This is a genomic window from Haemophilus parainfluenzae (genome assembly GCF_014931415.1).
Classification (GTDB): domain Bacteria; phylum Pseudomonadota; class Gammaproteobacteria; order Enterobacterales; family Pasteurellaceae; genus Haemophilus_D; species Haemophilus_D parainfluenzae_AF.
Genome location: NZ_CP063121.1, coordinates 568,251 through 587,742, shown reverse-complemented (window position 1 = coordinate 587,742; position 19,492 = coordinate 568,251). Strand labels below are relative to the sequence as shown.

The following is a 19,492-nucleotide window of genomic DNA, read 5'->3' as shown; positions in this document are numbered from 1 at the left end:
ACGGGGTTTAGCTATCAAAATCCATTAGGTGAAGAAAGTATAGCAAGGGGAAACAAAATAGCAACTTTCTCACTGCTACTGAATTATTTTAGGAATGTTACACCTTGTACAATTCGTTTAGCTGCAGCAATTGGAAGCTGTCCGATAAAGGTAATTTCTTTATCACCTATGACTTCACTGTAAATCGTGTAAGCCCCTTGTTTCCACGTGTTTTCTTTTGCAGCGGTGCTATCAGCTTTATTGATATAAAGTGTAAAAGTGAAAAGACCATCACTAAATAACGCATTTTCAATCACTTCACCATCTATCACATCTTGATTCTGGCGAATTAAATCAAACCCTTGTGGTAACCAATCAGTTTTCCAATTGATTGAAAGCGATGATTCTTGCTTTCCTTCATTTAAAAGTGGCGGCACTGATACCTTATTAAGGTAATCGGTTAAACCACGCAGACGATCATCGATATATAACGTCACCACACGGAACTGATCAAGTAACTTGCCTTCTCGATCAAGCATATCGCCACGCAATAACAAACCATTTTCTTCATCTAAGAAAACGAGATATTGATAGCGAAAATCGTCTTTTGGCACAATACGAATGGTATCAACAAATCGACCTGCAATTCGGTCTTTTCCAAGCTTAATAAAATCATAATTCTGACTCAGCTTGCTAAAATCAGTACGAATCACTGCCGGAAGTGCATCCACAATCTCACCACTGTTAATCGTGAAAGCGCGTGACCCTGGCTGGAAATAGCTGACTAAATTACCGCGCTGGATGATCTCTTGTTGCTCACCATCTAATGTCACCAACTGCGCATACACTTTTTGCCCTTGCTTAATATGGCGATAGCGGAACGAGTCCATATTCGTTGGTGTCGTTTGCACAAAAGCAATCTCATAATTTAAATCTCGCATGGCTTGCGACATTTTATTTAATGACTGAATTGGCTCTTCTGCAAATGCCGTGAAAGGCAACAAGAATAAGCCTAAAAGTGCGGTTAATTTGAGAAACGTTTTTTTCATAAATAAATCAATTGATCCATAAAAAAATTCACCACGCCTAAGGTGGTGAATTATCGATTAATTGCTGTAATTATTTCGCTTGGTTGCTACCCACATTTAAGCTATCTGCATGCATACGACGCTGTAATTCATAGTTTTGTAACATCGTACCAATACGGCGATTTTTTTGTTCAACCTGTTCTGAAGTGGCTACATCTTTGGTCGGAGCGTTGTAACTTACTTCTTGAACTGAACTGTTAAATGGTAAGGTTTGTAAAACAGGGTTTTCTGGTGTAACCGACGTGCTTTTCGCATTAAATGATTGCACACCTACTACAGCCACTAAACACACCCCCGCAGCCACCGCAATTTGTGTCATTGGTGCAAAGAATGCTTTTAATTTTTGCACGAATGGTAAGCTGTCTGCTTCTTCTGGCGTTGGTTGAGAAACAGTAATCTCAACGTGTTTTACTTCTTCTAATTCAATTAAATTAGCCATTTTCGCGGTAAAATCAGCACCCAATAATACTGGTGACTCTTTACGCATAACTGCTCTTACGGTGTGATATGCCGCCCAAGATTCTTGTGAATCTTTATCCTGACAAAGTTGTTCCGTCAACTCGGCACTGACTTCTTCTCCATCCATATAGGCTGAAAGTAACTCTTTTTGCATTTTATAAACTCCGACTTTATTTTAACGTTGCATAAGCGGTTGTATTTTGTTCTCAATCACTTCCCGAGCACGGAAAATGCGAGAACGTACAGTGCCTACTGGGCAATCCATTATTTCTGCGATTTCTTCGTAACTTAACCCTTCAAGCTCACGCAAGGTAATCGCGGTTCTTAAATCTTCTGGCAAACTGTGAATGGTATCAAAAACCACTTTTTCCAATTCGCTAGATAACATTTCGTTTTCAGGGGTATCTACATCACGTAGATGGGTTCCCACATCGTAGCTTTCGGCATCTTCAGCCAAAATATCTTCGCTCGGTGGACGGCGCCCCTGTGCCGTTAAGTAATTCTTTGCCGTATTAACGGCAATTCGATATAGCCAAGTGTAGAATGCACTATCGCCCCGAAAGGATTCAATGGAACGATAGGCCTTAATAAAGGATTCTTGTACAACATCTGGAATGTCGTTATGAGAAATGTAGCGGGTTAAAAGTCCGGCTACTTTATTTTGATAACGAGAAACCAATAAATTAAAGGCTTTTTTATCGCCTTGCTGCACTCTTTCTACCAAAGCCTGATCTGTTAGCTGTTCAGCCATATATCTCCTATGCTACGTCTAACACGCCTTCATATATTCAAGACAGCAAGCTATTGTTGCTTTATCAGACAGAGTTAAAATTGAAAAGTTCCTTATGTATAAAAAATTTCAAAAAAATTAACGGACATTCGTTTTCTGCACATCTTGGATATATTCAACCATCGCTTGCACTTCAGCATCTTCTGATTGACTGCCATTAAAAAACCACGAAAAAAGTTGTAAATCCGTGGCGGCAAGTAAACGAATAAAAATATCTTTTTTGTCGTCAGTCAGTTGGTCAAAATGCGCTTTATAAAAAGGCATGATGATTTTATCCAGCTCAAGCATACCTCGACGACAATCCCATTCAATGCGGAGTTTATTGTATTTATCCATAATTTCTCCCTAAATCATTGTAATTATACCTGATAAATGAAAAGTGCAGTTAAAAATTACCGCACTTTTTTAATCAAAGAATTGGCTATTCTGTCGCCTTTGGTTTAATCACCGCGTAAACCACACCGGTTAATAATGCCCCCGTTGCAATTGCACCTAGGTAGAGTAATGGCTCAGAAACAAACGGAATCACAAATAAACCACCATGTGGTGCTTGCAGAGAAATATTTAATGCCATTGAAATCGCACCGGCAGTTGCTCCACCGATCACCGAGCTAATAATCACACGTAATGGATCAGCAGCTACAAACGGTAATGCCCCTTCAGAGATAAAGCATAAGCCTAAGACAAAAGAAGCTTTACCTGCATCACGTTGATTTCTGGTAAATTTACTGCGTGCAATCCAAGTTGCAATCGCCATCCCAATTGGTGGCACCATACCAGCTGCCATTGCGGCGGCCATTGGGGTGTGAACTTGAGAGGCCAACATTCCCACGGAGAACGTATAAGCTGCTTTGTTTACTGGACCGCCCATATCAATACACATCATGGCACCAATAATCGCACCCAACACCATCGCATTAACTTCCCCCATGGATTTTAACCAATCACTTAAGGTTGTCATAATTTGTGAAACCGGTGGGTTAATCACATAAATCATGGCAAGGCCAACAATCAAGGTACCAAAGAGCGGGAGAATTAAAATCGGTTTCAAGGAGGTTAAACTTGCCGGCAATTTAATGGTGGCATTTAATCCTTTCACCACATAACCCGCTAAGAAACCAGCGATAATACCACCTAAAATCCCTGCTCCCGCTGTGGTGGCTAACATACCACCAATAAGACCTACCGCAAGCCCCGGACGGTCTGCAATAGAAAAGGCAACATAGCCGGCAAATACTGCAATCATCAAGTGGAATGCTGCACCGCCGCCGATATCCATTAAGGCTTTTGGAATACCATGGAAAATTGTTTCATCTTTGAAGGCTTCGATACCAAACATAAAGGAAATCGCGATTAATAGACCACCGGCAACCACCAACGGCAGCATGTGCGACACACCGGTCATCAAATGTTTATAAACACCTTTTTTCTCACCGCTTTCTTCTGATTTCGCAGAAGATTTTGCTGCGCCACCTTCATAAATTTTCGCTTCTTTAAATGCCTTGTCGAATTCCTGTGCAGTTTTCTTTAACGCTAAACCGGTCGAAGTACGATACATCGGTTTTCCTTGGAATTTATCTAACGGCACATCAATATCGGCTGCAACAAAAACTAAATCTGCTGCAGCGACTTCTTCAGGGGTAATTTCATTACCGGCGCCCACTTGACCACGCGTTTCGACTTTTACCTGCCAACCTTGTTTTTTCGCATAAGTTTCAATAGCTTCAGCTGACATAAAGGTATGCGCAACCCCTGTCGGACAAGCTGTCACCGCGACGATATTTTTAACGCCAGAAACGCCACCAAATCCAACCGCACTTTGAGCCGGTTGAACATAGTCCACTGCTTGATTAAGTGCATTCGTCAGCGTGACTTCAGGTGAAGCAATCGCCGCATCTTCATTGGCTAAAAAGACTTTTTTGCCCACAAGTTCAGCAGAGTTTGGCAAACTAGATCCGAAAACAATCACTAAATCCGCCTCTTTGGCTTGTTCAACCACAGTATGATTGGCTTTTTTCGCTACCACACTCAATGCTTGGCGAAGTAAATAGGCTTTTGCCGCACCAATTTGCGGAGATTGAGTTAAAAACAAATTCATTACATTATCCTTCAATCACAGAAATTTTGACATTCGCCAGAATTGGCTCAAGCAAGGCGGTATCGCTCACGCCTACATTACTTTGTGAAACCGCAAAAGCGGAAACTGCACTTGCAAACGCTAAGGTTTCCGCTTGAGACAAGCCTTTTTCAATACCGTAAATTAAGCCAGCTACCATAGAATCGCCTGCACCTACAGTGCTCACCACATTTTCACATTTAGGTGGTTGAGCTTGAATCACAGCTTGATCACTCAGCCATAAAGAACCATTCGCGCCCATCGAAATAATGACGTTAGCAATGCCTTCTGCTTTAAGTTTTTTGGCTGCCGCAATAATTTCATCAAGAGAATTTAACGGATGACCAATCCACGCTTCCAATTCGCGATGATTTGGTTTCACCAACCAAGGGCTAGCTTTTAATCCTGCTGTAAGTGCCGCATTACTGCTATCTAATACGACTTTCACACCAGCTTGATGCAACTGATTAAGCCAATCCGCGAACAATTCAGGACTGACACCACGTGGTAAACTGCCGCAAACCGCAACGATGTCAAAGTTTTGGCAATACGCTAAAGAATTTGCTGTAAATTGCTGCCAAGCTTCTGGGGTGATTTGATAACCTAAGAAATTTAGGTCTGTCACATCGGCTTCGGTTTCAGTAATTTTTACGTTAATGCGAGTTTTACCTGCTACGCGATGAAATTTGTCTTCTAAGCCTTGTTTTTTAAATAGGGTTTCGAAATCACCCACGTTGTCTTCACCTAAGAAGCCACCAACCGCGACATCTACGCCCAAGTCTTTCAACACCTTGGCAACATTAATGCCTTTTCCGGCAGGGAAAAGACCAAGGGTTTCTACGGTATTCACTTCGCCGATTTCAATACGTGACAAACGCCCGACTAAGTCGTAAGCGGCATTTAAGGTAATTGTTGCTACTTTTGCCATCACTTACTCCTTACCTTCACCTAAACCGCTTTCAATGACTGCACCAATACCGTCAATCGCTTGTTGAGCTTCTTCACCGCTCGCCACAAAACGTAAGCGATGACCTTTCACGACACCGAGCGCCACAATTTTCATCAGACTTTTCGCACTGACTAATTGACTGTCACGATCTAAGTTTTGTACCGCAACAGACGCATTGTATTTTTTCACTTCATTAACCAGTACCGCACTTGGGCGAGCATGTAAGCCATGTTCATTACGAATCATAAATACCGCTTCAATAGCATCGGCTGGTAAACCTGTTTTTTCTTCGTGAATTTGTGGTACGTGCTCACTGCTCACTTCAATGGTATCTGGTTCAGCTGGTGGCACAGCAGAGACACTTTCACCAAGCCCACTCGCAATAATCTTACCTAAGGCTTCAATGGCTTGTTTTGCATCATCCCCTTCAGCAACAAAACGTAAGCGATGACCTTGAGTGACACCTAATGCCACAATTTTCATTAAACTTTTTGCACTAACCGGTGCGGTTTCTCGAGTAAGATTTTGTACGGTAATCTTGGAGGCGAATTTTTTCACTTCATTAACAAGCACTGCACTTGGGCGAGCATGTAAGCCATGTTCATTACGAATAGTAAAGGTACCAATCACTGCACCTGTCGCGATTTGGTCTTCAGATTGAGTAGCTGGCGAAGCTGGCACTTTACCGCCATTAAGTGCGGTCAAAATTTGCTGCGTATTACCACTTAATAAAATATTTTGTACTTCATCATCCAATAAACGTGCTAATGTCTCATTGATTTGGTCACTGACAGCAGAAATCGTCAATACGCCTTTCACCGCTTTGCCATTATGATTAAAAATAGTTTTCGCACGACTGAATGCCAACGCATTTTTCACGTTACCTGATACGGCATCGGTTACCCATAACCCTTTGCCAAGTGGCAGAGCAGAATTGGAGACTACTTCAGAAACAAAGCTATTTTCAACCGCACTTTGCTGTTGTAATTTGCCTGCATTGATAGCAGTAAGGGTGAGCAAACTTTGGGTTTCAATATCTAAACTTAATGTTTCTTCAGTCATGCTAAAAGCATCGCTTTCACCTAACAAAATAGCACGGAATTTTTCAACATCTGCTAATGTCGCTAACTGTGCCGCAGTGTCTTCATCACCTAAAACATGCGTTAATTGACGAAGTAAAGCAAGATGCTCATCAGAACGGGCAGCAATACCAATCACAACATAAGCAATATTGCCTTCTCCCCACTCAATACCTTGTGGAAATTGGAAAACTTGCACACCAGTTTTTTTCACCATCGAACGGGTTTCTAATGTACCGTGTGGAATTGCAATCCCATTGCCTAAAAAAGTGGAGGTTTGTTGTTCACGTCCAAGCATCCCTTGCAAATAGCCTTGTTCAACATTGCCAGCTTGCTCTAACGCACTTGCAGCCATTTCAATAGCTTGCAGCTTATTTGTTGCCGTAGCATTTAAATGAATGTTGCTTTCCGAAAGTTCTAACATTCTTGCTCCTTCACATTGATGATTTAAAAAAAGAAAAGCTGCTGATGAGATCGCTCATCAACAGCTCAAATTGATTATTGGCCGGTACAGGCTTTGAGTAGCATTTCGCTACCTTGGGAAATGTAAGTGTCATTTTCACCGCGCTCTTTGCCTTTTTGCAAATCACGCATTGCATCGTAGATCCCTTGTGTCACACTTGGTGAATCCACTTTTTGCCAACAATTCGCGCTTAAGCGGCTGAAGTTGGTTTGTAATGCCTCTGCATGCAACACACCACTGTAGTAAGCATACACATCAGAGTCATGACCACCTGTGTAGAGTTTATCTTGAATTTGTTTGATTGGCACCACAATACGACCGAGATACCAGTCATTTGCACCACTTGCAAAATTATCCACAAAGAAATTTTTCGTTACACGATCTTTATAGGTTGCCACTGTGGCTTCATAAGCTGCCGCGTAAGATTTTTGGTCGATTTTATCTTTATCTAAATCAATGACCTTTTTGTCTTTACCCATAAACGGAATGTAAGAGGTCATATCTGAAATCGAAGAACAACCTGCAAGCATTACTGCCACAAAGAATACCAAGATTTTTTTAAACATTAAATTTTCCTTATTTATAGGCGGTTAAAACCGCCGTTAATTATACTTAGAATGGGGGATTAAGCAAGGAAACGCCTAGCACTACGCTGATTCTTTGCTCACTCCGCTGTCTTTGACAATAGAAACTAAAATTTGATCAATTTTGAAGTTTTCGGTATCAATGACTTCAAATTTATATTTATCGTATAACACAAAATCGGTTTTTTTCGGGATTTTGCGTAGCATATACATCATAAAACCACTGATGGTTTCATAGTTTTCTTCATCTGGGAAAGATTCAATATCTAAAGCACGCATCACATCTTCAAGTGGCGTTGCCCCATCAATCAACCAAGAGTTTTCATCACGGCTAACTATTTGTTCTTCTTCGTTAGAAACCAATTCACCCATCACAATACTCATCACATCGTTCAAAGTAATTAAGCCCATTACAAGTGCATATTCATTGACGATAATGGCAAAATCTTCACCCGTGGATTTAAACAATTCCAATACTTCGTATAACGACAACGTATCAGGAATAAATAACGCTTTACGCAATAAACGGCTATCCGTTAAATCTACCACTTCTTGTTGAAGATAGAGTGTTAATAAGGTATGTGATTCCACATAACCTAAAATCTTATCCAAACCATTATCACAGATCACTAATTTAGAATGAGAGTCTGCCGATAAGGTATTCAACACTTCCTGACGGGTGAAAGTGCGGTCTAAAAATACGATATTTTCACGAGTCGTCATGGTTGAAGACACGGTGCGTTCTTGCATTTCAAAGATATTTTCAATCAAATAATGCTCTTGTGTTTTTAACACCCCCGCTTCGGCTCCCGCTTCTACGATCGCCACAATGTCTTCTGGCGTCATGTTATCTTCACGTTTAGTAGGTACACCCATTAAACGGAAGAAGATATTAGAAAGACCATCAAAAAACCATACAATAGGTTTTAAGAAGAAAATAAAGGCTTGCATAATGCCAATAGTCCGTAACGCAACACCTTCAGGATTAATCAATGCAAGACGTTTCGGAATTAAATCGGCTAATAAAACAAATGTTATGGTTACCATGAAAAAGGCAATCCAAGAGGAGGCTGGCTCAACCCATTCAGCCGTGGTGTATTCATGTAAAAAACTCTGTAAGTGAAGACTAATGGTTGCTTCACCAATCACACCACCAAGTACGGCAACCATATTAAGTCCAATTTGTACTACAGTAATGAAACGCCCTGGCTGTTCCTGTAATTTTAAAACTTTCTCCGCTTTGATATTGCCTTCATTGGCCAACGTTTGTAGTTTAATGCGTCTTGCACCCGCGAGAGAAATCTCAGCTGATGACAAGATTGCACTGACAATAATTAATACGATTAAAATAAAAATCGCTGCAGATAAACTCATAATGTTCTCTTTATTGGTTTTAAAGTGCGGTCAATTTACCGCTGGTTTTTAGGTTAGGAATGTTATTATTAAATTGTGAGGGCGTTCTATGACGCCCCATATTTGAGAAACGCTAATTTTCGCTGTCGAACCAGCCACGTACAAATTGGATAGAAAGGAAAAGAGTAACTAATAAGAAAGCATAGAATACCCAAGATAAAATCGGATGGCTTGGTGTCACATCGCCACTGATTTCTTTCACCGCAACGGCATTGCGATATTCATCGAACATCGTCATCCGCCAACCGTAATACTTGATTTGTACTAATTTGTTTTCATTACCCAAGGCTTGAACTTGAGCCTGTAAGTTCGCTGAACCAAATTTGAAATAGAATGGAAAACCCCAACGGGTATCTTCATTACGATACACCATGATTTTGCCATCATCATTTTGTGTATTGATAAAATACACATCGCGCGTTGGACCATCAGCCGGATTCGATTTTGTAATCGGACCATCTTTATCCACACGTTTCACTTCCACACCCGTTACTCGCGTTACATCATAGTGTGGGAAAACGTAGTCCACCACAGCAAACATAAAGCCGTGAAAAACAAAGACCACTAAAAATAAAAAGTATTTAAAAAACTTACGCATAACACTCTCTCATTTAAATCGATGATTTATTGTACATTAATTTTAAATAAACGCTCGAAGTTTTGTGTACTAATTTGTGCAAATTCTTCCATAGACAGCCCTTTTAACGCTGCCACATATTCACACACCTCTCGCGTATAGGCAGGCTGGTTCTCTTTGCCACGATAAGGCACGGGTGCTAAGTAAGGCGAATCCGTTTCAACTAACAAACGATCTGCTGGTACATAACGAATGGCTTCTCGAATACTTTCCGCATTTTTAAAGGTAATAATACCCGAACAAGAAATATAAAACCCTAAATCAAGTGCCTTTTTCGCAAAATCCAAGGTTTCCGTAAAACAATGAATTAATCCACCGCACTTTTCTGCATGGTGCTCACTCAACATGGCAATAGTATCTTCTGGCGCTGAACGCGTATGAATAATTACGGGTTTATCCACTTCATTAGCAATTCTGATTTGATCGGCAAAAACCGTTTGCTGCAATGCCTTATTATCTGCACTGTAATAATAATCCAAACCAATTTCGCCAATTGCGATCACTTTTTTATCTTGGGATAAACATAATAAACGCTCGGCATCGTAAGGTTCTTCTTCAAGATCTAATGGATGCACGCCGCAAGCTAAAGACACATTCGGAAATTTTGCTAACTCAGGGTAAGCTTTTTCAAAACGGCTTAATGTTACGCCAATCGCCAATAAATGCTTCACATCTCGTGCATTGGCTTTAGCCACTACATCAGCAATATCTTTGTGTAAATTTTCATAATCCAATGCATCTAAATGGCAATGGGAATCTACGATAAACATAATTTATTTAGTCCTTAAATACGTCGGTAATTAACTTTGTCAAACCATCTAATAACATTAATTCTGTGTTAATGCCGTTGATAGTGAGTAAATCCGAGCGTACTTTTTGCATAATTTTATTTGCGGTTAATAACCCAAGCGCTGTTTGCTCGTCTGCAAATTGAGTTACACCTGTTTTAAGATCAAGTGTTTGCCAGCCACTTTGTATTTCGAGTTTGTATTTAATGGCATCGCTTAAAAACGCTAAGATCCAATCTACTTGCTGTACGGTGCGTTCTTTTTCAAAGAAAGGCAAAATTTCCAAAGGCGAACGACGACGATAAAACAGCCAAAATTGACGTAGGAAATTCTTCCGTTGTTCAATTAATCCTTGTTGAAGTGTTTCCAATGCTAACAGTGGACGACCCAAATTCATCGCAAGTGCGGTCAATAATTCGGATGTTTCTGCCTGAAATTGAGAAGAAAGCCAAGTTAAGGCTTCTGCTTCCGTTGGCAAAGGCACATTCCACACTTGGCAACGGCTGTAAATAGTCGCTAACAACGAAGAGGAAGGTTCTGTTTGCAATAAGAAATACGTGTTCGGACGTGGCTCTTCCAAGGTTTTGAGCAATGCATTAGCTGCCGCTTCCGTAAGACGTTCTGCATCTTGAATATATACTAATTTATTGCCGTTTTGTTGCGCGTGTTGGCTGACAACCTCATTAATTGCCCTTACCTGATCAACACCAATATCTTTGCCTTCTTGAGAGGCTAAAACATGAAAATCAGGGTGACTGTGCGCTGCCATTAAATGGCAAGCATGACAATGGCCACAAGGTACATTATCTGGCGTTTGACACATAATGCGTTTTGTTAAAGCCTCAAACAAACCTTCAGCACCGAGACCTTGATCAGCTTTAATCAATAATGCATGATGCCCCAAACCTTCGCTAAAAGTTTGGCTAATTTTGTGATAAGTAGGCACTAACCAAGGATAAAGTTCACTCATTTTTATTGTGAAACCCACCAATTTTTGACCGCACTTTGAATGTCTGCTTGTACTTGTTCTAAAGGCCGACCCGCATTAATAATGGCAGCTTTCGGGTTGTTCTGCACCAATTCCAAATAACGCTGTCGGGTACGATGGAAGAAATCGAGCCCTTGCTGTTCAATGCGATCTAATTCACCACGACCTCTAGCACGAGCAAGCCCCTCTGCAGGATCAATGTCTAAATACAGTACAAAATCAGGCTCAAAATTGCCTAATACCATATTTTTTAAATTCGCCATAAGTGTTTGGTCAAACTGACGCCCACCGCCTTGATAAGCCTGTGAAGACATATCATGTCGATCGCCAAGCACAATTTTACCTTCTGCCAATGCTGGCTTAATCACATTTTCTACCAATTGAATTCGTGCCGCATAAAGCATCAACAATTCCGCTTTATCGGTAACAGGTTCTTCCGTTTCATGTTTGATTAAATGGCGCAATTTCTCAGCTAACGGGGTACCACCTGGCTCACGAGTAAATACGATATCGCTTACACCGAGGGATTTTAATGTGTCCACCACCGTTTGCACGGCAGTACTTTTACCCGCACCTTCCAGCCCTTCAATCACGATAAATTTGCCTTGCATTAGTTGGCTCCTTTTTGTTGGCTACGATACCAACGTAAATATTCTTGCACTGCTTTATTATGCTCGTTCAGATTACGAGTAAATTTATGGCCGCCACTTCCATCGGCAACAAAATAATAAAAGTCCGTTTTAGCTGGATGAGCCACAGCCTGTAAAGCACTTTCACTCACCATTGCAATCGGTGTTGGTGGTAGCCCCTCAATCATATAGGTATTGTACGGGGTTATCGTTTCTAAATCTTTCTTACGAATATTTCCGGTATAACTCTCACCCATTCCATAAATCACGGTTGGGTCAGTTTGTAGTTTCATATTGGCTTTTAAACGATTAATAAATACGGAAGCCACTTGTGGGCGCTCCGCCGCAATCCCCGTTTCTTTCTCCACAATAGAAGCCAAAATCAACATTTGATAAGGATCCGCTAATGGGAGATTTTCATCGCGTTCACCCCATGCTTTATCCAAGGCTTTTTGTAGACGAGTAGTTGAACGTTTTAATAATTCAAGATCAGTCGAATTTGGGGTGTAATTATAGGTATCTGGATACAACCAGCCATCCATGTTATTCCATTCGTAAACGGCTTTTGCAACGGCTGGAATATCCAATAACGCCATAATTTCTTTATCACTTTTACCTTGCAAGGTTTGTTTTAAGTGCGGTGCATTTTCAAGTTTTTTACGCGATTCTTTGAACGTTTTACCTTCAATAAACTTCACACTAAATTGCGCTTCCTTGCCGGAATTAATAATATCTAATAAATCTTGTAACGTTTTCACACCCGTTAAAGAATAAGTCCCCGCTTTCACCTTGTTTAGCTGAGGTTGTAATTTCAATAACCAAGGTAATAAATCGGCATGTTCAAGAATTTTTTCTTGCTCTAATAAAGCGGCAAGTTTACTGCCTGTGGTTCCTCGCTCAATTGTCAGCAATTGATCTTGCGTGACATTCACCGGCGTATGAACAAACTCCGTTAGTTTTTGATAACCCAAAAAACCAACACCGCTAAGAATAAGCAGAAGAATCAGTAAAAAGACAAAAAATTTTTTCATGCGTCACTCATTTTATAAAAACGACAAAAGGGGCAAAATGCCCCCTTATTCTAACGGTTTCTGTTATTTATCGAAATATTGAATATCAGCATTTTTACGTAATGCTTTCACCCAGTCTTTGGTTGCATCTTGTAATTGGCTATTAACAATTTGTTCATAAGCTTTTTGACGATAGGCATCTTCTGTTTTATCGCCATCACGACTGCCAGTTACTTCGAGAATATGCCAACCAAATTCAGATTTAAACGGTGCAGAAATGGTACCTTGTGGGGTTGTTTCAACCATTTTTGCAAATGGGCCCACATAAGCTTCTGGGAAGGCATAACCTAAGCTACCGCCATTCGCGCCTGATAAATAATCTTTAGAATATTTTAATGCGGCATCAGCAAATGTCATTTTGCCAGAAATAATCTCACTACGAATACGCTCTAATTCTGCTTTTGCTTGCGCATCATTCAGCAATGGGTTTAATTTTAATAAAATATGACGAACTTCATACTCTTTGCCCATCACTTTTTGCGCCGTGCCTTTTGCTTTTGCTTCATCAAGCATTTGTTTACCCAATGCATCCACTTGCTCGCGAGTCACATCTACGCTATTTTGAATAGCATGGTTACGCACACCCGCCATTAACATTTGGCGAGAAATTTGTTGCTTAAATGCATTTAAGGAAATGCCTTGATAATCGAGCGCATCTAAGAATTGACCATAAGTTAAACCGTTTTTCGCTGCAATATCTTCTACGATACGGTTTACTTCCGCTTGGTTTACTTTTACACCTGATTCTTTGATCGCTTTCTCTGTCAGCATATCATCAATAATCTTATCTAATGCTGCACGTTGGCTACCTTTTTTACCCATCACAGCATTCACTTGGCTTTGTAAAATTGGTGTACCATTTACGGTCGCCACAACGCGTTCTTCTGCTTGTACTTGAGAAAAAGTAAACAGACCGATCATGGCAAATAAAAGAGATTTTAACATTGATTTTTTCATTTTAGTTGTCTTAAAAAATAATAGGATAATGCTCGTTAGATTATCAATTTTATCAAAGGTTCACAATAGGCTGATCGTTATTTAGGCAATAATGCCACTTCATAACAACCATCATATTTTAATGTACGCACCTGAACTTGTTCATCACGGGAAGTCGGCACATTTTTACCTACATAGTCTGCCCGAATCGGCAATTCACGATGTCCGCGATCCACTAAAATCACCAATTCAATTTTAGCTGCTCGACCAAAATCCGTTAACGCATCCATTGCAGCACGAATGGTTCTTCCAGTGAATAGTACATCATCGATTAAAATGACTTCTTTACCCTGAATATTCATATAACTGGAGGCACCACTATACACAGGAGTTGGATTTTCAGGTTCAACATACTCTAAGTCATCACGGTAAAACGTGATATCCAATTCCATCATTGGAAGACTTACACCATTCAATTCTTCAATGCGACGTTGAATCAATTCTGCAATTTCTGCTCCACGACGTTTTACCCCAACTAAAATCACATTATTGAAATCTTGGTGCTTTTCAATAATTTCATGGGAAATACGTGAAATGGTGCGTAAAAATCTGTCTGCATCAATAATGATTTTTTCCATTTTATCTCTCGCTTTGTTTATATCGCCTAAAGTGCGGTTAAAAAACACTGATTTTTTTGACCGCACTCTTACTGGAATATTAACCGAATTCTAGCTCTACCGCATTTTCACCGAGCAAATTCACCAATTCTGTTAGAATCTCATCCGTTGGTGTAATCGACCATTGAATCCCTAAACGCAATAACGCACGGCCTTTTGCACTTTGATAATATACGTTAATTGGTAAAGTGCCGCCACTAACAGGTTCTAACATTTCTTTCAGTTTCTTAATAAAACTTGGGCTAATCTGCTCCTCGGACAAGCTAATGGCCAAAGATTTCGCATAACGGGAACGCGCCTCATCTAAAGTCATCAAATCCCGTACAGACATTTTTAATCCGCCTGAAAAATCGTCAAAACTTACCTGGCCAGATACCACCACAACCGTATCTTTTTGCAGTTTTTCACCAAATTGGTCTAAACTTTCTCCAAATAGGGTTAAATCCAAACGTCCAGAACGGTCATCAATGGTTGCGATACCAATCCGATTGCCTTTTTTCGTTGTTGCAAAACGAGTTGAGACTAACAAACCAGCTGCTGTGCTAATTTGCCCACGGCGATTCGGAGTAAGATCTTTTAATCGAGTAGAACTGTAATGAGAAAGCTCTTTTAAATAACGACTTACCGGATGGCTGCTTAAATACAAACCAAGGGTTTCACGTTCACCATCTAAAATTTGTTTTTCTGTGTAAGGTGGCGTATGAGCGTAAGCATTTTCCACTTCTTCGTGTGTTTCTGTTAGCACACCGAACATATCGGTTTGCCCCATGGCCTCATCTTTTGCATGCTGATCAGAGGCCTTGAGTGCATCTTCTAGATTCTTAGATAACGCCGCACGATGTGGCCCTAACTTATCAAACGCACCCGACATAATCAGACTTTCAAAGGTACGACGATTAATTTTCTTCAAATCAACGCGAGCACATAAATCAAATAAATCTCTGAAAATGCCACCTTCATTACGAGCGGTAATCAATGCATCAATCGGACCTTCCCCCACACCTTTAATGGCGCCGATACCGTAAACAATCTCACCATTTTCATTCACACTAAAATGATGTTTCCCTACATTGATATCCGGTGGGGTAACTTTTAAGCCCATACGTAAACATTCATCGTACAAGCCAACAATTTTATCCGTATTATCCATTTCCGAGGTCATTACCGAGGCCATAAACTCAGCAGGGAAATGGGTTTTCAGCCAAAGGGTTTGGTAAGATACCAATGCGTAAGCAGCAGAGTGCGATTTATTGAAACCATAGCCGGCAAATTTTTCCACTAAGTCGAAAATCTTCATGGAAAGCTCGCCATCAACACCATTTTTCTCAGCACCTTCTTTAAACACAGAGCGCTGTTTCGCCATTTCTTCCGGTTTTTTCTTACCCATCGCACGACGTAATAAGTCCGCACCACCAAGAGTATAACCTGCTAACACCTGAGCAATTTGCATGACTTGCTCTTGATACAAAATAATACCGTAAGTTGGCTCTAAAATCGGTTTAAGGCTTTCATGTTGATAGTTTGCGTCAGGATAAGACACTTCTTCACGACCATGTTTACGGTCAATAAAGTTATCCACCATGCCCGATTGTAATGGACCTGGTCGGAATAGTGCCACCAACGCGATAATATCTTCAAAACAGTCTGGCTGCAGGCGTTTAATCAAATCTTTCATCCCGCGCGACTCCAACTGGAATACGGCAGTCGTTTCAGATCGCTTCAGCAACTCAAAAGATTCAGGATCATCTAATGGAATAGCGGCAATATCGACTAACGGTTTGCCTTCACGAGTAAGGCGGGCATTAATCATATCTAGTGCCCATTTGATAATGGTGAGTGTACGCAAACCTAAGAAGTCAAACTTCACTAAACCGGCATATTCCACATCATTTTTATCGAAGTGGGTAACAGGATGAAGTCCCTCGTTGTCGCAATAAAGTGGTGCAAAGTCTGTAATCAAAGAAGGCGAAATCACCACACCACCTGCGTGTTTACCCGCATTTCTCGTGACACCCTCTAGCTTACGCGCCATATCAATTAGGGCCTTGACTTCTTCATCTGAATCATATGCCACTTGTAACTGTGGTTCAGCCTCAAAAGCCTTGGCTAAAGTCATGCCTGGGTCAGGTGGAATCATTTTCGAAATACGATCCACAAAGCCATAAGGATAGCCTAATACACGCCCCACATCTCGAATTACCGCTTTGGCTGCCATGGTACCGAAGGTAATAATTTGTGATACCGCACCACGACCATAGGTTTCTGCCACATGATCGATAACACGATCCCGTCCATCCATACAGAAATCCACGTCGAAATCGGGCATGGAAACACGCTCTGGATTGAGGAAACGCTCAAAAAGAAGATCGAATTCAAGGGGGTCCAAATCAGTAATTTTTAGTGCATAAGCGACCAATGAACCCGCACCAGAACCACGCCCAGGCCCTACCGGAATATCATTGTCCTTTGACCACTGAATAAACTCCATGACGATTAAGAAGTAACCTGGAAAGCCCATTTGGTTGATCACATCGAGTTCGACTTGAAGACGCTCATCATATTCCGGTCGTCTTTCTGCCCGTACTTTTTCATCGGGGAATAAAAATGCCAAACGCTCTTCCAAGCCTTCTTTGGATTTCATCACCAAATAATCTTCCGTGCTCAGCTCGCCAGTTGGAAATTGAGGGAGGAAATATTGCCCCAAACGCAAAGTCACATTACAGCGTTGCGCTATTAATACCGTATTTTCAAGTGCAGAAGGAATGTCCGCAAATAAGTCGCACATCTCTTCTTCTGAGCGGAAATATTGTTGCTCGGTATAACGTTTTGGACGTTTCGGATCGTCAAGGGTATAGCCATCATGAATAGCGACACGAATTTCGTGCGCCTCAAAATCATCAGGCTCAAGAAAAACCACATCATTGGTCGCCACAAGCGGTAAATCATGTGCTTCAGCAAGTTTTAATGCAGCTTGAATATAACGTTCTTCATCAGGACGACCCGTTCGGGAAAGAGAAAGGTAGAAATGGTCAGGAAAAAATTCTTGATAAAAACTGACCGCACTTTCCGCCTCAGAGCTATTTTCTTTAAGGAGTTTTTTTGCAATATCGCCTTGTGTGCCACCCGATAAAACAATTACACCCTCACGGTGTTCAATCAACCATTCCTGGTCGATATAAGGCAAGTCCACATAGCCGCGTTGATAGGCTTTTGAAAGCAATAAGGTGATGTTTTTATAGCCTTCATTGTTCTTAGCAAGTAAAGTAAGCGTAAATAATTCCTCACCGCATAACTCGCTTTTAACATGAACATCGGCACCAATAATCGGTTTAATCCCCGAAGAAAGGGTTTCACCATAAAAACGCACCACGCCACAAAAATTAGTAAAATCGGTTAATGCCAATGCGACCATATTATTTGCTGCACACGCTTTGACCAATGGTTTCACTTTTACGATACCATCAATCATTGAAAAATCGGTGTGTGTACGAAGGTGTACAAAACGCGGTTGAGTTGACATCAATAATCCTTATTTTGATAGTTAAAACAGATAACTTAGGCTTTTTTAATATCTATTCTAGCTAAGCCTTCTTTAAAAGCGAATCCATAACGTCTTGGTATTGACGCTTCAAATCGACCATTCTCTACTGTAGTTTCATAGCTGCAAACTTTAAATTCAGGCACACGAATAAAGGAATAATCAACATTCACCATAGGCGATATTTTTGAGTATAACGTCCATCTGACTTTGCACCCTTCTTCAAAAGAGGTTTTCGCATCAAAAACGCTTGCTCCTTCGCAATGCGCAATTTGGTAATTAGGATAAAACTCTCCAGGGAAAGGTTTTGCATCACAGAAATTAAATACTCTATCATGAGCGAATACATCTTGGCGAATATAGCCCCACAACTCTTCAGCAAGGAAATCCTGATCGGCAAAATGACGAGAGTCGTAACCCTTATCAACAAAACGTTGAATTCTTACTTCCATATCAGGCACAGCGCCAGCTTTAGCGCCCCACATCCCCGCTAAAATAAGTGCGGTATGAGAACCTGAATCACGCATCGTATGGAATGAGCGACCATTTTCAATCCATTCAGCCACGGCTTCACTCTCTCGGTGAGAAACCACGGAGTCAGCATCACGGAAGATCACATACTCAGCTTCAGGATCATTAATGGCGAGAAAACGCCACATTGCACCAGGCCATTTATTCACTGGTGAAGTAACATAAACCACTTCTGCACCATTATTTTTTAATCGCTGAATTGCTCCAGTAGAAACTGAATCATCTACATAAAAACGGCATACCCAACCAGGGAATAACATCGGAGAAACCTGTGTATTTAATACAGCCGGTTCAATATATTTAGAGTTATTACCAAATAAAGAAAATGCAATAATTCGTTTACCATTTTTAGGTGCAGGAGCTGGGAGCATTTCCTGTGTCGGAACGGGAATAGCTTTATCTTTCAACTCAAGAGCTAAACTGCCATAAAAGCCTGAACGCTCCCAATTGTCTACGGCACCATAAGCATGTGCCAATAAATCTAAAGCCGGAATATATTGTGCATCTAATTTTAATGTTTTTAATTCTGCTTCAATCGCCTCTTCCCATTTTAATTGTTGCAAATAAACATAAGCAATTTTATGAGGGTATTCGGGATTATTGGGATCAAGCAAGCAAAGCGTTTCAGCCAGTTTGACTGCTTCATCATATTCTTTATTTTCAAGTGAAGAAACGTAAGATCGCTCTAGCGCTTTTTGTGCGTCGATATTATTCATAATCAAAATAAATTGGTCATAATTATTACGCCGGAACTATGAAAGCACCGGCGTAACGAAAT

Annotated in this window: 18 protein-coding genes; all 18 read right to left on the bottom strand. The window is 40.8% G+C overall.

The window, feature by feature from the left end; genetic code table 11:
• Window positions 1-83: 83 nt before the first annotated feature.
• The gene (gene rseB, locus INP93_RS02895) at window positions 84-1,028 is read right to left on the bottom strand and encodes a sigma-E factor regulatory protein RseB (protein WP_049373739.1); all 945 of its coding nucleotides are present in this window, start codon (window positions 1,026-1,028) and stop codon (window positions 84-86) included.
• Between the two features lie 70 nt (window positions 1,029-1,098).
• Complete coding sequence (locus tag INP93_RS02890; protein WP_197545085.1) at window positions 1,099-1,680, bottom strand: sigma-E factor negative regulatory protein; 582 nt, start codon at window positions 1,678-1,680, stop codon at window positions 1,099-1,101.
• Window positions 1,681-1,701: 21 nt separating this feature from the next.
• Window positions 1,702-2,277 carry an RNA polymerase sigma factor RpoE gene (gene rpoE, locus INP93_RS02885; RefSeq protein ID WP_014064431.1) on the bottom strand — a complete coding sequence of 192 codons (576 nt, stop codon included), beginning with the start codon at window positions 2,275-2,277 and terminating at the stop codon, window positions 1,702-1,704.
• Between the two features lie 117 nt (window positions 2,278-2,394).
• The gene (locus INP93_RS02880) at window positions 2,395-2,652 is read right to left on the bottom strand and encodes an FAD assembly factor SdhE (protein WP_049364214.1); all 258 of its coding nucleotides are present in this window, start codon (window positions 2,650-2,652) and stop codon (window positions 2,395-2,397) included.
• Window positions 2,653-2,737: 85 nt separating this feature from the next.
• A complete protein-coding gene (locus INP93_RS02875) occupies window positions 2,738-4,414 on the bottom strand; it encodes a fructose-specific PTS transporter subunit EIIC (protein WP_197545084.1) in 1,677 nt (558 codons plus the stop codon).
• 4 nt (window positions 4,415-4,418) lie between these two features.
• Window positions 4,419-5,360, bottom strand: a complete 942-nt coding sequence (gene fruK, locus INP93_RS02870) for a 1-phosphofructokinase (RefSeq protein WP_197545083.1) — start codon at window positions 5,358-5,360, stop codon at window positions 4,419-4,421.
• Window positions 5,361-5,363: 3 nt separating this feature from the next.
• A complete protein-coding gene (fruB, locus tag INP93_RS02865) occupies window positions 5,364-6,884 on the bottom strand; it encodes a fused PTS fructose transporter subunit IIA/HPr protein (RefSeq protein ID WP_197545082.1) in 1,521 nt (506 codons plus the stop codon).
• A gap of 74 nt (window positions 6,885-6,958) precedes the next feature.
• On the bottom strand, window positions 6,959-7,489 hold the full coding sequence (locus tag INP93_RS02860) for an HI_0449 family lipoprotein (RefSeq protein ID WP_197545081.1): 531 nt from the start codon (window positions 7,487-7,489) through the stop codon (window positions 6,959-6,961).
• An 81-nt stretch (window positions 7,490-7,570) separates the two neighbouring features.
• Complete coding sequence (paeA, locus tag INP93_RS02855; protein ID WP_197545080.1) at window positions 7,571-8,881, bottom strand: polyamine export protein PaeA; 1,311 nt, start codon at window positions 8,879-8,881, stop codon at window positions 7,571-7,573.
• Window positions 8,882-8,993: 112 nt separating this feature from the next.
• A complete protein-coding gene (locus tag INP93_RS02850) occupies window positions 8,994-9,518 on the bottom strand; it encodes a DUF1523 family protein (protein WP_049371396.1) in 525 nt (174 codons plus the stop codon).
• Between the two features lie 26 nt (window positions 9,519-9,544).
• Window positions 9,545-10,327, bottom strand: coding sequence for a YchF/TatD family DNA exonuclease (locus tag INP93_RS02845; protein WP_049373748.1), 783 nt, complete (start codon window positions 10,325-10,327; stop codon window positions 9,545-9,547).
• A 7-nt stretch (window positions 10,328-10,334) separates the two neighbouring features.
• Window positions 10,335-11,315 (bottom strand): DNA polymerase III subunit delta', encoded by a 981-nt coding sequence (locus INP93_RS02840; protein ID WP_049373749.1) that lies wholly within the window; start codon window positions 11,313-11,315, stop codon window positions 10,335-10,337.
• A 2-nt stretch (window positions 11,316-11,317) separates the two neighbouring features.
• Window positions 11,318-11,944 carry a dTMP kinase gene (tmk, locus tag INP93_RS02835; RefSeq protein ID WP_197545078.1) on the bottom strand — a complete coding sequence of 209 codons (627 nt, stop codon included), beginning with the start codon at window positions 11,942-11,944 and terminating at the stop codon, window positions 11,318-11,320.
• Entirely contained in the window at window positions 11,944-12,993 is a 1,050-nt protein-coding gene (mltG, locus tag INP93_RS02830) for an endolytic transglycosylase MltG (RefSeq protein WP_197545077.1), read from the bottom strand. The genes tmk and mltG overlap by 1 nt, the downstream gene beginning before the upstream one ends.
• 63 nt (window positions 12,994-13,056) lie before the next feature.
• A complete protein-coding gene (locus INP93_RS02825) occupies window positions 13,057-13,989 on the bottom strand; it encodes a peptidylprolyl isomerase (RefSeq protein ID WP_049373752.1) in 933 nt (310 codons plus the stop codon).
• A 77-nt stretch (window positions 13,990-14,066) separates the two neighbouring features.
• Entirely contained in the window at window positions 14,067-14,606 is a 540-nt protein-coding gene (gene pyrR, locus INP93_RS02820; RefSeq protein WP_041918208.1) for a bifunctional pyr operon transcriptional regulator/uracil phosphoribosyltransferase PyrR, read from the bottom strand.
• A gap of 79 nt (window positions 14,607-14,685) precedes the next feature.
• Window positions 14,686-18,165 (bottom strand): DNA polymerase III subunit alpha, encoded by a 3,480-nt coding sequence (gene dnaE, locus INP93_RS02815; RefSeq protein ID WP_049373753.1) that lies wholly within the window; start codon window positions 18,163-18,165, stop codon window positions 14,686-14,688.
• Between the two features lie 35 nt (window positions 18,166-18,200).
• A complete protein-coding gene (locus tag INP93_RS02810) occupies window positions 18,201-19,430 on the bottom strand; it encodes a phosphoribosyltransferase (protein WP_049373754.1) in 1,230 nt (409 codons plus the stop codon).
• Window positions 19,431-19,492: the final 62 nt, after the last annotated feature.

Excerpts from the sequence above, each read along its gene's own strand:
- rseB (WP_049373739.1), bottom strand. The coding sequence starts at position 1,028 with ATGAAAAAAACGTTTCTCAAATTAACCGCACTTTTAGGCTTATTCTTG.
- INP93_RS02890 (WP_197545085.1), bottom strand. The coding sequence starts at position 1,680 with ATGCAAAAAGAGTTACTTTCAGCCTATATGGATGGAGAAGAAGTCAGT.
- rpoE (WP_014064431.1), bottom strand. The coding sequence starts at position 2,277 with ATGGCTGAACAGCTAACAGATCAGGCTTTGGTAGAAAGAGTGCAGCAA.
- INP93_RS02880 (WP_049364214.1), bottom strand. The coding sequence starts at position 2,652 with ATGGATAAATACAATAAACTCCGCATTGAATGGGATTGTCGTCGAGGT.
- INP93_RS02875 (WP_197545084.1), bottom strand. The coding sequence starts at position 4,414 with ATGAATTTGTTTTTAACTCAATCTCCGCAAATTGGTGCGGCAAAAGCC.
- fruK (WP_197545083.1), bottom strand. The coding sequence starts at position 5,360 with ATGGCAAAAGTAGCAACAATTACCTTAAATGCCGCTTACGACTTAGTC.
- fruB (WP_197545082.1), bottom strand. The coding sequence starts at position 6,884 with ATGTTAGAACTTTCGGAAAGCAACATTCATTTAAATGCTACGGCAACA.
- INP93_RS02860 (WP_197545081.1), bottom strand. The coding sequence starts at position 7,489 with ATGTTTAAAAAAATCTTGGTATTCTTTGTGGCAGTAATGCTTGCAGGT.
- paeA (WP_197545080.1), bottom strand. The coding sequence starts at position 8,881 with ATGAGTTTATCTGCAGCGATTTTTATTTTAATCGTATTAATTATTGTC.
- INP93_RS02850 (WP_049371396.1), bottom strand. The coding sequence starts at position 9,518 with ATGCGTAAGTTTTTTAAATACTTTTTATTTTTAGTGGTCTTTGTTTTT.
- INP93_RS02845 (WP_049373748.1), bottom strand. The coding sequence starts at position 10,327 with ATGTTTATCGTAGATTCCCATTGCCATTTAGATGCATTGGATTATGAA.
- INP93_RS02840 (WP_049373749.1), bottom strand. The coding sequence starts at position 11,315 with ATGAGTGAACTTTATCCTTGGTTAGTGCCTACTTATCACAAAATTAGC.
- tmk (WP_197545078.1), bottom strand. The coding sequence starts at position 11,944 with ATGCAAGGCAAATTTATCGTGATTGAAGGGCTGGAAGGTGCGGGTAAA.
- mltG (WP_197545077.1), bottom strand. The coding sequence starts at position 12,993 with ATGAAAAAATTTTTTGTCTTTTTACTGATTCTTCTGCTTATTCTTAGC.
- INP93_RS02825 (WP_049373752.1), bottom strand. The coding sequence starts at position 13,989 with ATGAAAAAATCAATGTTAAAATCTCTTTTATTTGCCATGATCGGTCTG.
- pyrR (WP_041918208.1), bottom strand. The coding sequence starts at position 14,606 with ATGGAAAAAATCATTATTGATGCAGACAGATTTTTACGCACCATTTCA.
- dnaE (WP_049373753.1), bottom strand. The coding sequence starts at position 18,165 with ATGTCAACTCAACCGCGTTTTGTACACCTTCGTACACACACCGATTTT.
- INP93_RS02810 (WP_049373754.1), bottom strand. The coding sequence starts at position 19,430 with ATGAATAATATCGACGCACAAAAAGCGCTAGAGCGATCTTACGTTTCT.